Here is a 12,785-nt window from a genome sequence, read left to right as displayed (position 1 = left end):
TCGTGGAGCCGATGCCATCATCCCACCGCGCAAGAATGCCCAACCGTGGAAACCAAACACTGCTGGCACCATTGCCCGAAACGAGGCAGCAAGGACCTGCAAATGCCTGGGTCGAGCACTGTGGCGGCGGCTGACCGGATACCGCCCCAGAAGCCGCGCCGAAACGAAGATGAACTGCGTCAAACTGCTTGACCAGGGCCTCATGGCCCGAGACTTCGACCGGCAGGTCGCTGAGCTCCAAGTCCGGATCGCGGTGCTCAACCGCTACACCGCTCTTGGCATCCCTGTCACAGAACCCGTAGGATAAATCCCTCCGGGGAAAGGGCCTGTATGCTCAAACCCCCATTTGGGCAACAATGCCTCTGCTGAACCGAAACTTCTATTCATGTTTTTGCCGAACTAGACAATATGTATCCCGACATCCGCTGGACAAAGCGGAGTCAGGCTCAGATGTAATTGAATTGTTTGGTAACCCAGAATAGAATCTCTGCCAAAATACCGATGGCTCCGGCCTTGTCCGTTTTGACCAATGCCGTTCCTGACGTCCCAAACTGTATTGCACTGTTTTCTATATCCTCTGGCAGATTGACCAATACGATGTAGCTGGAGACCCCGGCCAACTCTCGCAAAGAAGGAAGGCCAGACCTTAGGTCAACAGTGCCTTCGTTCGTTCCCACGGGAAACGCAGAAATGTGGCCGGTGATTTCATCGCCGGGGACTGTTCTCAAAGCAATCCTGATTTCATCACCGACTGAAACGTTGGCACGGCTGGATTGGGGTAGAGTTGCTACAACTGCATAGTCGCCGGGATCGACAAACGTAATCGCCCCCTGCAAAGGGGTCGCGCGGTTGCCTGGTCGCAATGAAACAGCAGTTACAACACCGCTTCCTGGCGCCTTTATGACCGTTTGATCCAAATTCCACCGGGCTTGTGCAAGCGCCTGCTCGGCCTCCACAACGCCTACGTCACGTCCATCGATTTTCGCCGCGATACGCCGCTCTAAACCTGTTTTTCTGGCCTCGGCGGCTCGTATACCCGCAGTCAACTGGTCGATGGTTGAAACGGCCTCTTGCAACTGGAAGGTCGTTGTTGCTCCGCGTTCCTCCAAACGGATGATATCATCGCGACGTTGAACTCCAAAAGTCAGCTGTGCGGTCAGCGAGGTGATCTCTGCCTCGGCGGCTGATAAATCCGACACCAATTGATCGGCAGAGGACTTCGCGGTTTCCAGCGCAGCTTCCAACCGCAAGACTTCGGCTTTGTAAACCTCGTCATCTATCCGAAAAAGCGTGTCGCCTTTTGCAACCGATTGGTTTGCCTCTACAGCCACCTCGATCACAGAGCCGGCAACGTTTGGCGCTATGTTTGTAGAAACGCCCTGTACGGATACCGGGCCTGTCGGCGTCGTGTGGTTCAGTGCTCCGATGACCACCAGAGCAATAGCAGCAGCTACACCGTAAATCAGAGTTTTCCAGAACCCGTTCCAGGGAAGAAGTTGGAACTTGGAAAAGACCAGCCAGACTATTCCAAAGTAGAGTCCAAGTACGATTAACAAGACTTTATCCCTCTCGCGGCGCTTTAGATCATGCTGATCGGCCACCCGGGGTTTCGGATGACCGGTTTGATTGCCGTTGCGATTTAATTGTCGCCTTGCTCTTCCAACACTTTGCGGTTGGCTTCACGATGGCGCCACGCCGCGCCCATGCTCTCTTTCAGGTTCTCAGGAAGTGCATCCAGAGGAACAACAAGATCACCCTCGACTGGCCATTCGGTCAGCAACTCAGGATGATACCCTTCAGGGTAGTACAGCTTCGGATCGATTTCCATATCACGCACGTAGGGTTCCTGAATGTCCTCGCGCTGATGCGGAGGATACGGCACCACAAGCTGGCCATTGCTGAAATCAAATTGCGGCGCACGTGAGTTCGGGAACCGTGGCAGAATACCTTCACGCACCCAGATCTGATCCTTTGTTACGTTGACCACGATGCCGTCAGGCGCACCAAAGTGATAAGGGCCTTTCCAGTGCTCGCGAATTTCCGCAACGGTTTCTTCAATCTGATATGGATCATAGCTCATGTGCGTATTCATCAAAAGCCGGGGCTGAACCAGATTGGCAATGTAGCCAGCAGCATAGCTGGGCGTGTGATGAGTATCGACCGTGTAGCGCCCCAGGAATGGCGGCACGCCCTGAACACCGGATGAGATTTCGATGATTTCCTGTTGCTGTTCGGTGACAAAGACATCACAGCCTTTGGCGAAAGGTATGTCGATCATGTTGGGTCGGCCGTCGCCTGTCCAGATGAAGCACATGTCATTCCAGTCCAACCGATATCCGGACGCGCCGTCCTTAGCGTGGCTGCGCTGCCAGTGAGTGACCTTCACCCCGTCTTCGTCATAGATCACGCCGCCATTATCGCGGAAATCAAATTCGTTGACGATGATGTCCCAACCTTTGCCAACCGGAAATACGCTGAATGCATCCCGGTGCCAGCCGGTCATCATTTTCATGCCTTCGACCATCGTCGCCGTGCCGTATTCCTCGGTGCGGCCTGATGGGCCATGCACTGTCAGCTGTTCATGCCATCCACCGGCCCACGTCCCGAACATCCACAGGTATGGCAAACCGCCAAAGTGATCAACATGTAGGTGGGTAATGAACACGTCGGTGATTTCATTCAGTGCATATCCACTGGCGATGATATTTGCAGGTGAGCCTTCACCAATGTCGAACATGAAAATCTTGCCGTTGCCCAGTTCGACAAGAATGGCGGTGTTCATCTGTCCGGGACGAATGAACGGGGCCGATCCCATGAAGATGATCCGCATTTCATTGGGCTGAACATTTTCGGTGCGCGGGAACCAGTTGGCCGCGCTTTTTAACCATGGCTGAGGTGATATTCCCTCAAAGGTGAGGCCCTCTTTCCAGCGCCCCATCGGAACACCGCCGCCCAAGGCAGCGGCAATGTCTTCATGTGATGAAGGATCTTGTACTGGAATCCCCTGACCAAATGCACTTGTGGCGAATAGTGTCGCCGCGGTGGCGAGAGCGCCGAGTGACTTAGTCGACTTCTTCCATCTGTCTTGCAGCATTTCTCAATCCTTTATTCGAGCCTGGGTGTATATGGGAACCACTTCTGAAATGGTTTTCGGGACGATTTCTGCCTGGGCGACCCGAGACAGATGTTCGGCAATCTCTTCAGCCAGGCCGTCAAGGCTTTCGGTGACGGGGCCGTTCAGACCTGCCGGAGTTGTCTCATTGACTATCTCCGGCCTCTCCAGCTCAGCCGAGAGCAACTCGAAATCCTGGCAAAGCGTCTCAAATCCACGATGGGTCTTTCGCATTTGACGGATGCGATTGATTTGGTCTGGGAAAGCGAGTTCTAGTAAATTTACGTCCGTCATCGTCCGGCCACCTGGCTTCTCTCTGAGCACGAGCTTGAGGGCACAAGGCGTATCGCGGAAGGATAACACCGTGAAATTAGGGTGACATCCAGTTGGTCAGGCGGCAGTATTGTTCTGAAAACACAGCGAAACTTGAATTGCGAGATGGTTGAGCAAAATCTGGCACTTGATCCGGAACGGCATGCGGCCCACGTAAGGGAAGCTTTGGAACGCGTGTTGGCCAGTGACACGTTCTCCAAGGCGGAACGCCTGCGAAACTTCCTGAGCTACGTAGTTGAAGAGGCCATTGAAGGCAGGTCCGAAGCTATTCTTGGAAAGACAATTGCTCAGGATGTCTACTTCAAGAGTTTTGCCAGCGAAGACAGTCACATCAACGTCGTTCGCGTAGATGCCGGGCGACTCCGGCGAAAGCTTCAACAATACTACGAAACGATTGGTGCCGAAGATGATCTGCGCATTCATATCGACAGTGGTGGGTACGCGCCCTGGTTCGAGGACCTCTCGGAGCCAAGTGAAGCATTTCAGTTCGTTCATTCGGGAAACAGGCCAAGGCTGTTTTGGCTAATTGGCATTCCTGTCGCCGCCCTATCTGTCATAGTTCTGGTCTACAGCTTGGGCGGGCGCTCAGAGAATGCCAATGAAGTCAGCTCACAAACGCCCGCGCGCACGCTAGAGCGACAGGCTCTGGCGGGTAAGTCACCCGCGACGGTCCAGGCATCGAATTATTGCGATCAAGCCCGGGGTCTGCTGTTTCCTATCGCAAGTATTGATAACCAAATCGCGGCGAGCGACATATTCAGAATGGCTATCAAAGAGGCCCCTGATTTCTACTGTGGGTATGCCGGATTGGCCCACAGCCTGGGAACTCAGGTCCTTCAAACACGAAGCCACGAAGAGCGCGAAGCCCTGATATCGGATGCAGGGAAAATGGCACAGAAAGCGGTGGACATTGCGCCATCAAACGGCTGGAGCCAATCCGCAATGGCATGGGTGTCATACGTCACTGGCGACTATGACAGTGCACTGGGGTATTCAGCACTCGCCCAGTCGCTTCGACCCAAAGACGGAAACGTTCTGGACTTTCGCGGCGTGATACTACTGGTTCTGGGTCGCTTTGAAGAAGCGTATGACGTCAGTGACCCAAGCCATCCGAGAGAGATCGGAAGTCATCGGTTTGCACACAGGAACATTCACGCAGTTGCCAGCTTTCACATCGGGAAGTTTCAGGAAGCAATCTCGTCACTGGAATTTGCGAGTGACAATGGCGACCCTGTCAGCGCGCTCTCTCTGGTCTACCTGGCGGCTGCCCATCTGAGGCTGGGTGAAACCAAAGAAGCGAAGGCAACACTGAATCAACTGAAACAGTCCTGGCCAGAATTCAGGCCAGATTTGGTTCTGGGTGCGTTTTATTCCCGTCCCGAAATGTTTGAAGGCATAACGTCAGCTTTGATTGATGCCGGATGGGACATGTCGAAATAGCTCTTATAGGACACGGTAAACAACGGGGTCAGGTTCTCAAGGCGTTTGTTGCTGCAAGCAGTTCTCTGTTTGTTTGCTATTATTACGGAGAGCAAAAAGCGGTCATCGAAAATTGCGGATAGAACGGCAGCTTAGGGGAGGACCTCTTCTTTGGGAGAGGCTCAATGCTACGGATCCGAACCTAATCGCGCCGTTTCTGCAGAAGTTTGGGGTCGAGCGCGCCGTTGCCGATGCGGATTTCTGTGAAGATGGCTCATTTAAGCTCATCAATCCATCGAGCATCGCCGCAGTCCATTCGACCTGATACCCCAAAATAAAAGGCGGGGACCGGCATGAAATTGACCGATCCCCGTTAAACCCGCACTTCGAGAAGGGGAGGAAAGAAGCGCTGAGTTGCTTGTAGAGGCTTCTTTTGTGTCCTGCCATTGGGGGATTCCCCTATAAGGCGAATAATAGGATGTAGATTGGCTTAATACACGAGTAGGGCCATTCTCATTTGCGTTGCTCGGACTTGGAGCAAGGGAAAAGGGCAGCTTGTACCGCCCTGCCCTCTCAATTACCGATGCATTCGGTCGGAGCCACCGAGACCTGGTTCGCAATGGTCGAGACGCCGTAGATGGTTTCTCCGTTTTTCTCGCAGCTTGTGATTTCGATTTCTGCCTCGGCATAGACCAGATCACCTTTTTTCAGGTTGTCGCGCTGGCTTTCGAATCTCATGCTGAAAACCGGAGATACCATCTACCTCACACTCTGTTCACCGGATCTGCTTGTTCCCATCCAGCCCGCTCCGATTGAACCTAGCGGCGCAGCTCGCTTCTGACGCGGCGGAGGGTCTGTTCAACGCAGCTGCGCCAGCAGCATCCTTGTGATATCCCGGAGTGTAGAAAACTCGTGCAGCAAATGAAGAGCCCGATTGACCTTTTGTGACACGTAGACTGCCTCGGCCGCGCCGATTTCTCCGAAGTCCTGCCGTTCCAAGTGGCACTATCAAGGGAAATAGGGCGGACCAAGTGTGGATTATCTGCTGCTGCGCCAATGGCTACTTTATGTCTGCTGCTCCTCAGTCGTTCGTGACTCTGGTCGCGACTTTCAACAGCTTCTTGAAACGGGAGCAATCGAAATGGTCCTCAAAGGGGCAGTTCGCCACATGACGTAGCATGTTCGCGAGAATTACCAGGTGCTTGGCCTGATCCTCTAAGCTCTCGGCTTTGTCGACTAGCACATCGCGCGGAATGAGAGTTGTTCCGGGTCGGCGTAAAACTGAACCAATTTCGTCGAGTGTAAAGCCTGCCGATTTCGCAAGGTTTATCAGTGCAAGCTCCTGCAGAACAGCTGGCTCGTATTGGCGACGCAACCCTTTGCGAGCCACCGCTTCGATAAGATTCTTTTTTTCATAGTACCGCAAGCCAGACGTACTCACACCCGACCGATCCGACACCTCTGCAATATCCAGGAGTTTTTCCACACAAACATCCATTGACTTGAACTTAACTTCAAGTCGTAGGCTGGATGCTAAATTTTTACAATGGAGCAGTTGAGTGAAAGAACTTGCACTACCCGAAAGACAAAACAACGTGATGGTTACCCTGTCCGGCCCCAGCCTTTCAATTGTTCTGGCGGCCCTGGGGACCAGCACCGCTGCCGTCACTTTACCGGAGCTGTCGTATGAATTTCAGGGTCAGAGTGTCGACCCGACGTTGGTGATATCGATCTATGTCCTGGCGACCACTGCACTCATCGTGCCGGTTGGGCGTGCAGGAGATCTCTTTGGCAAGCGTTCGGTGCTTCTTTCTGGACTGTGCCTCTACATTTTGGGCGCATTTCTCGCTTTCCAGGCACCCACACTACCGATGCTGGTTGCCAGCCGATTTATCCAGGGAGCGGACGCTGCTGCAATGATGGCAATGCCCCTGGCATTGGTGCGCGATTTCGTTCCGGCAGGACAGGTCGGTCGATGGATGGGGGCAATGGGAACGATGTCGGCCATCGGGACAGCCTCAGGCCCCGCCCTTGGAGGAGTTGTTGTGGCCGCTTTCGGTTGGCGCACAGTTTACCTGCTGCAAATCCCTGTAGCATTGGTCGCGCTCGCCCTGTGTTTTGCCTATGTCCAAAATCGTAGACGCGCCGATGAGCAGAAGGGCATCGACGTTCCTGGCGCGGGCGCCCTGGCCATTTTTCTTGCCGCCCTCACCTTCCTCATATCTGATATGAACAATGGCCTTGATCCCACTGTGGCCATGCTCACGGTCGTTGCGGTTGGTGCACTCATAGCGTTTCGTGTCATCGAGGCACGCACCAACACTCCGATCATCCCGCTTGAGTTGCTGCGGTCTACACATTTGCGTTTCAGCCTCGCCATGAACGCCATCGTGTCCCTGGTGATGATGGGCATACTGGTGGTGGGACCGTTCTTCTTGATAGATGGGCTTGGTTTGACGACAACTCAGATGGGTCTGGTAATGTCCATCGGCCCAATTTCGTCTTCTCTGAGCGGCATTCCGGCCGGGCGATTGACAGAAAGAATCGGGGCCGATCGTGCTGCGCTCGTAGGTGCATCAGCGATGGTCATAGCAACTGCCGCGATGGCGGGGCTTCCCTATGTATTCGGGCTTAGCGGGTTCGTCATGGCTTTCATGCTGCTTTCGCCCAGCTATCAGGTTTTTTTGGCCGCATTGAACACATCCGTGATGGCGACGGCTTCGGAACATGATCGAGGCGTGACCTCGGGCATCCTCAATCTCAGCCGCAACTTCGGCTTTGTCCTAGGTGCGGGAGCTGTCAGCGCAGTTTTCTGGTCACTGGCGCGTTTTGAAACCGGCATCAGAGATGACGCGCAGATCATCAGCTTTGCTATGGCGGGAACGTTCGCGATATGTAGTGTCCTGACCTTTGGCGCGGTGTTGCTCGCAATCCTCTCGAGTCGAAGCCGAAACAGCACGCAAAGGTATGAAACCGGACATCCATAGAAGCCGCAGCATTCGGTGAAATGGGCTCAATGCCCGAAAAAACAATCTGTCTGTCAATTGGTGTCAAAGTACTGGCCATAATTTGATCCTTGGCCGCTCTTCAACCTGTTGATTTTCTTTCGCCCTGAGTCTGAATGAATCGCCGGGTTGACCTTTTGTGACACGTAGATTGACTCGGCAGCGCGGATTTCACCGAAACCAGCCGTTCCAAGTGGCGCTATCAAGGGAAATAGGGCCGATTTTGCAGACCTTGTTGATTGGCAAGCAGGGTCTGCTCTCAACGAACTTAGACCATGGCGACAACTTCGATCTCAATCAGCCACGAAGGATCAAGGGTAGTCACCACAAAGGCGGTTGTTGGCACGACCCGGCCCTCTAGTGCTTCCTCACGAGCCGATTGATTTTTTCGGGCAAATTCTGGTCGCGCCATGTAGCTGGTCAGCCGAACAATATTCGCAACTGACATATCTGCCTCTGCCAGAATGCAACGGATATTCTTCCAAACCAGATCGAGCTGTTCATCAAGGCTCGCTGGTGCTGAACCGTCCCCTGCCAAGCCCATTGTTCCGCTGACAAAAAGCTGTCTGCTGGCACCTGAGACTTCCATGGCGTGAACATAGTCACGGGTCGCGGGGTAAATGCCATCGGTTGGGTTGATTTCTTTTGCCTTCATCTGAATTTCCTTTTGATATACAGATATATTGCCGAATGTTTATTGGTTGATAAGGCTGATTAGACGATATGGTGAAAGAAACAGCTGATTTTCAGCGCGTAGTACCGCCAAGGCGTGCCTTGGACGATTTTGACCGAAGAATATTAGGTGCTATCACTGAAGACGGGCGGGCGACTTATGCCGAGATCGGCGAACACGTCGGTTTGTCGGCCCCGGCAGTATATGAACGTGTCAAGAGACTGCGTAAACACGCGATAAAGAGCATTGGTGCACGTCTTGATGGCCCGTCATGTGGCAAGGACTTTCTAGCTTTCGTGCATGTCGATGCGGACGGCTGGGGCAAGAGCGAGCGGATGTTGACCTTGCGCCAGTTTCCCGAAGTCGAGGAGGTGCATTCGGTCGCGGGGGATACCTGCGTGATCATCAAGGTTCGAACGGCAAACGCCCATGCGCTCGAAGACTTCCTGTCGCAATTGTATGTACTGCCGGGGGTTCGCAGCACGAAGAGTTTCGTTGTGCTTTCCACGTACCTCGAGCGTGGCGTGCAGGCAGAGGTCACAACCGAGTGGCCAGTAGTTCCCTTGCCAACTCGCTAGAGCCGACATTTGGGCAATATGCAGCATTGAGCCCATACTGCAGAATGCTGCGGGCCGTCTCAATGACGGCTTTGCGTAGAAGCCAGACTTTGCAAAGTTGAGCGTGCGAACAAAAAACAGTCCTTCACGCCCAGACTCAGCGTTGCCGGGCGGCTCCCACAAACCAGCCATTCGAGTGGTATTCGCAAGATCGGGTGACCACAAAGCAGGTCAGGCAGTCTGTCCAATTCACCTTGGTAGCAAGTCTCTTTGTCGAACCGATCTTCGGATAAAATCGGACAGCAGGCGAACACGTAGGGGGACGTTGGAGCCTCTTACCATGACCAGATGCAGCGGGATGTTGGGCGGCAACCAGTCCTGTAAGAGGCGCACAAGACGTCCTGAGGCAAGATGATCGGACAATACCCATTCGGGCATGAGCACGACACCAGCCCCAGCAGCTGCGTATTCCGCAAGAGTATCACCCTGGTCGGCCGTCAACTGCCCTTGAATCGTGACTTCCCGCACCCTTCGCCCTTTCGTGAAGCGCCAGGAGTGCAAAGTTTTCATTCGGTTGAAAGTCAAGCATCGGTGCTTCGACAGGTCCTCGGGTTTCTCTAGCCGTGGGGCAGCTTCTAGGTAGGAAGGAGCAGCCGCCAAGGTGAGTGGATTTGACGAAATACGGCGCGCGACAAGCGCGGAATCTTCAAGATGCCTTGCCCTGAGTGCAAGGTCGATACCCTGACCGACGATATCGACATGCGCTTCGGTCAGGAACGATACCACTTCGATCCGGGGGTATTCCTGAGCGAATTCGGTGATCAGCGGCGCTACAATCAAGCGGGATAGAACTGGGGACATCGACACCCTAACAACCCCGGCAGGGGTGCGCGCGTCGGTGCGAATGCGAGTTTCCGCCGCATCGAGATCCGCAAGCAGGCTGATGCAATCGTCATAGTGTGTCTGGCCCAGAGTGGTCAGCGTGACGTTTCGCTGATTGCGTCGGAGTAACTGGACGCCCAGATAGTCTTCGAGCGCCGCGACTCGTTTGCTCACGGCACTCTGTGTGATCCCCTCGAGTTTCGCCGCCTCCTGAAAGCTCTGTGCTTGAGCCACACGAACAAAGGCACGCATTGCAACAAATTGATCCATATCTGAAATTCTATTTGAGAATTCTTGTTATTCCAACCGTACTGTTGGTTTGCCCACCAGTTCATGCGAAAACCCGAATGGGTTGCAAGACCAATCACGACTGAAACCGATCTCAGCAAAAACTCCGCACCGGAAACACCGGAGCGGCACCGGAAGAGATATGTCTTCTGCCGGGTTGTCGAGATTGCCTGAACTAGGGAGGCGCCCAATGACCAAACTTTCCGACAAACTCGCAGACCTTTCTGTGCGAGTCGGGGACATTGAAGCGCGCGCCGATGCCTTCAAATCCGAACAGAAGGAGAAACGGGAGCTGAAAGTGGCGACCATGAAGGCGGATGTTCAGGCGCAGCAGGACAAGCTCCAGACGGTGGTGCAATCCAAGAGCGACGAGATCGCCTCAGCCTGGGCCGCCTTAAACCAGTCCATGCGCGACAAGGCGACCAGCGTTCGCAAAGAATTCGAAGCAAAAAAAGACGCTATCGATGCGACCCATGCCGAACATCGGGCTGACCGGTTGGAGTTCAATGCCGCTCTTGCCATCGATTTCGCCCTTGTCGCGATGGAGGACGCGGAACTCGCGGTGGCCGAGGCTATCGACGCCCGTATCCAGGCCGATGTCATGAACAACGCTATCAGCGATTAAAGCACGTCGGCCGAGCATAATCGCATCTTTCGAACAATCACTTAGAAACAAGAGGGCGAAATGAAACCGAAGTACATCTGCAACATCGCTGCTGCGGCGGCTTCGTTGTCTTTAACAACCCCCGTGGTTGCTCAGGACATTCAGCACGATACCGAACATTACATCCTGCAAAAGCAACACGGTGAGAGATGGGCGTCCGAGGATATTGATATCGACAAGAAGCTGGCTGAGTTGCGCGAAACCAATGGCGGCAAGCCCCCTAACATCGTCTACATCCTGATCGACGATATGGGCTTTGGCGAATTTGGCATGCCCGAACTGAACAAGATCCGCGGCGGCCGCACCGATGCTCTGGACCAGCTTGCCAAGGAAGGCGCCGCGTTCACACATATGTACGCCGAGAATATCTGCACATCCACACGGGTGGCGATGATGACCGGCCGTTATGCCGTGCGGACGGGCATGGAACTGACAAAGGTGACGCCTCCGGAGGGAGTGGGCCTCAATGCCGAGGAGATTACCTTGCCGGAACTGCTCTCGGACGCGGGCTATGCCACGAACCACATTGGCAAGTGGCACATGGGCGACATCAAGGAAGCTTACCCCATCAATCAGGGCTTCGATTACGCGTCCTTTCCAATGCACAATCAAGTGTCTTACAGCTTCCTGACCCGCGATGCCGAGCGCATGAGCCTGACAGCGTCCTTCACGCCTGAAAGCCTGAAAGAGAACCCATATGCAATCGATAAGTCTTTCCGTCTGTATGACTGGGTTACTCAGGTCAAAGGCGAAAAGAACGGTCCGGTGCGTGAATGGGGCATCGAGCCGGGGGAACGTCCTGACGAACAGATGTATATCGACGTCAACGAGAAGTTCCAGGAGCAGGCGCTGGAGTCTCTGCGGACCATTGCAGCCGGGGACAAGCCGTTCTTCCTGAACTATTGGCCGCAAATTCCGGTCAGCATTCTGAATGCGGTTCCAAACGGAGACTACCTGAACGCCAACTGCGGTCGTTGGGCCAATGCCATGACGCAGGTTGATGGCTATGTCGGCGAAGTTCTTGCAGAAATCGACCAACTGGACATTGCGGACAACACCATCGTGATGGTGATGGGTGACAACGGGCCAATGAAACAGGAACTGCCCGACAGCGGCTATACCGACTGGTTGTTTCGCGGCACCAAGGGCACCGCGCTGGAGGGTGGCCATCGGGTTGGTGCATTCATCCGCTGGCCGGGCGTAATCGAACCTGGCGAGGTTCTTGGCGACATGGTCTTCATCGCCGACCTGTACACCACCTTTGCCCGCATCGCCGGCACCATGGGCGGAATTCCAACTGATCGGGTCGTGGACGGTGTCGATCAGACATCTCTTCTGATGAATGGCGATACTTTCGGTCGGCGTGACTACGTACACCTTTATGAGGTGGATAGCCTCAAGGCGACGGTAAAACAGAACATGAAGATCCATTGGCCAGCCCCCGGTGTGAACCCGGCCATGGCACAGATGTTCAACCTGTTTTGGGATCCACGTGAAGACTACCCGCTCAAACGACAGGGGGTCTGGGCGGGCACTTCGTTCGGTCGCATGCTGGCACATCACCGCCGCCTGAAAGCCAAGTTCCCGGATTGGGAACCGGCACGGGGCGAGCCATACGAGGATGTTGAGAATATCCGTCCCGAGACTAAGGCCATGGTTGAGCTCTGGAAGGAAACCTACGGTGACGCCCGCTATGTAATTACCGGTGTCGAAAGCCAGGGGAACTAAGGCAAGCGCTCCGGCTTCACCGCGTATCGTGCTCGAAACCGAGGCCACCAAAAACCCAGATTCGTATCAGGAGGCTACAACAATGAGATTTTCTCGCACCTTTGGGCTGACATCAGCCTTATTC

At 54.3% G+C, this 12,785-nt stretch carries 12 protein-coding genes and 1 pseudogene; 6 read left to right on the top strand and 7 right to left on the bottom strand.

From position 1 onward, the window contains the following. Positions 1–307 (top strand): annotated as a pseudogene (locus AB1E33_RS27485) (IS5/IS1182 family transposase); the annotation flags it as partial. 139 nt (positions 308–446) lie between these two features. Here the strand turns inward: AB1E33_RS27485 and AB1E33_RS27480 are convergent. The 3 genes from AB1E33_RS27480 to AB1E33_RS27470 all read right to left on the bottom strand — a co-directional run bounded on the left by AB1E33_RS27480 (position 447) and on the right by AB1E33_RS27470 (position 3,406). Continuing rightward, positions 447–1,556: an HlyD family secretion protein gene (locus tag AB1E33_RS27480; protein WP_372580413.1), complete on the bottom strand. Its 1,110-nt coding sequence runs from the start codon at positions 1,554–1,556 to the stop codon at positions 447–449. Between the two features lie 83 nt (positions 1,557–1,639). Further along, positions 1,640–3,094: a guanitoxin biosynthesis MBL fold metallo-hydrolase GntH gene (gene gntH, locus AB1E33_RS27475; RefSeq protein WP_372580412.1), complete on the bottom strand. Its 1,455-nt coding sequence runs from the start codon at positions 3,092–3,094 to the stop codon at positions 1,640–1,642. A gap of 3 nt (positions 3,095–3,097) precedes the next feature. Further along, a complete protein-coding gene (locus tag AB1E33_RS27470; RefSeq protein ID WP_372580411.1) occupies positions 3,098–3,406 on the bottom strand; it encodes a hypothetical protein in 309 nt (102 codons plus the stop codon). 81 nt (positions 3,407–3,487) lie between these two features. Here AB1E33_RS27470 and AB1E33_RS27465 point away from each other — a divergent pair, with 81 nt between their 5' ends. Beyond that, positions 3,488–4,885, top strand: coding sequence for a tetratricopeptide repeat protein (locus AB1E33_RS27465; RefSeq protein ID WP_372580410.1), 1,398 nt, complete (start codon positions 3,488–3,490; stop codon positions 4,883–4,885). Positions 4,886–5,437: 552 nt separating this feature from the next. Here AB1E33_RS27465 and AB1E33_RS27460 read toward each other — a convergent pair. Then, complete coding sequence (locus tag AB1E33_RS27460; RefSeq protein ID WP_372580409.1) at positions 5,438–5,602, bottom strand: single stranded DNA-binding domain-containing protein; 165 nt, start codon at positions 5,600–5,602, stop codon at positions 5,438–5,440. 343 nt (positions 5,603–5,945) lie between these two features. Continuing rightward, a complete protein-coding gene (locus AB1E33_RS27455; RefSeq protein ID WP_372580408.1) occupies positions 5,946–6,350 on the bottom strand; it encodes a helix-turn-helix domain-containing protein in 405 nt (134 codons plus the stop codon). Between the two features lie 73 nt (positions 6,351–6,423). Here AB1E33_RS27455 and AB1E33_RS27450 point away from each other — a divergent pair, with 73 nt between their 5' ends. Further along, positions 6,424–7,851 (top strand): MFS transporter, encoded by a 1,428-nt coding sequence (locus tag AB1E33_RS27450; protein ID WP_372580407.1) that lies wholly within the window; start codon positions 6,424–6,426, stop codon positions 7,849–7,851. Positions 7,852–8,137: 286 nt separating this feature from the next. On the opposite strand, the gene AB1E33_RS27445 is transcribed toward AB1E33_RS27450, so the two are convergent. Next, complete coding sequence (locus AB1E33_RS27445) at positions 8,138–8,524, bottom strand: RidA family protein (RefSeq protein ID WP_372580406.1); 387 nt, start codon at positions 8,522–8,524, stop codon at positions 8,138–8,140. 119 nt (positions 8,525–8,643) lie between these two features. On the opposite strand from AB1E33_RS27445, the gene AB1E33_RS27440 reads away from it, so the two are divergent. Then, entirely contained in the window at positions 8,644–9,120 is a 477-nt protein-coding gene (locus AB1E33_RS27440; RefSeq protein ID WP_372580405.1) for an Lrp/AsnC family transcriptional regulator, read from the top strand. Between the two features lie 228 nt (positions 9,121–9,348). Here the strand turns inward: AB1E33_RS27440 and AB1E33_RS27435 are convergent, their stop codons facing one another. After that, positions 9,349–10,251, bottom strand: coding sequence for a LysR family transcriptional regulator (locus tag AB1E33_RS27435; RefSeq protein ID WP_372580404.1), 903 nt, complete (start codon positions 10,249–10,251; stop codon positions 9,349–9,351). A 208-nt stretch (positions 10,252–10,459) separates the two neighbouring features. Between AB1E33_RS27435 and AB1E33_RS27430 the strand changes: the two genes are divergently transcribed. Both AB1E33_RS27430 and AB1E33_RS27425 read left to right on the top strand, forming a co-directional pair. Next, complete coding sequence (locus AB1E33_RS27430; RefSeq protein ID WP_372580403.1) at positions 10,460–10,894, top strand: hypothetical protein; 435 nt, start codon at positions 10,460–10,462, stop codon at positions 10,892–10,894. Between the two features lie 60 nt (positions 10,895–10,954). After that, positions 10,955–12,661 (top strand): sulfatase-like hydrolase/transferase, encoded by a 1,707-nt coding sequence (locus AB1E33_RS27425; RefSeq protein WP_372580402.1) that lies wholly within the window; start codon positions 10,955–10,957, stop codon positions 12,659–12,661. The last annotated feature ends 124 nt before the right edge of the window (positions 12,662–12,785 follow it).

It is taken from the genome of Ruegeria hyattellae (genome assembly GCF_041537925.1).
Taxonomy (GTDB): Bacteria; Pseudomonadota; Alphaproteobacteria; order Rhodobacterales; family Rhodobacteraceae; genus Ruegeria_C.
This window is presented reverse-complemented; position numbering and strand designations above follow the sequence as displayed.

What these genes read in the sequence shown, in the direction of transcription:
- AB1E33_RS27460 (WP_372580409.1), bottom strand. Translation starts at nt 5,602, where the DNA reads ATGAGATTCGAAAGCCAGCGCGACAACCTGAAAAAAGGTGATCTGGTC.
- AB1E33_RS27470 (WP_372580411.1), bottom strand. Translation starts at nt 3,406, where the DNA reads ATGACGGACGTAAATTTACTAGAACTCGCTTTCCCAGACCAAATCAAT.
- AB1E33_RS27445 (WP_372580406.1), bottom strand. Translation starts at nt 8,524, where the DNA reads ATGAAGGCAAAAGAAATCAACCCAACCGATGGCATTTACCCCGCGACC.
- gntH (WP_372580412.1), bottom strand. Translation starts at nt 3,094, where the DNA reads ATGCTGCAAGACAGATGGAAGAAGTCGACTAAGTCACTCGGCGCTCTC.
- AB1E33_RS27435 (WP_372580404.1), bottom strand. Translation starts at nt 10,251, where the DNA reads ATGGATCAATTTGTTGCAATGCGTGCCTTTGTTCGTGTGGCTCAAGCA.
- AB1E33_RS27425 (WP_372580402.1), top strand. Translation starts at nt 10,955, where the DNA reads ATGAAACCGAAGTACATCTGCAACATCGCTGCTGCGGCGGCTTCGTTG.
- AB1E33_RS27430 (WP_372580403.1), top strand. Translation starts at nt 10,460, where the DNA reads ATGACCAAACTTTCCGACAAACTCGCAGACCTTTCTGTGCGAGTCGGG.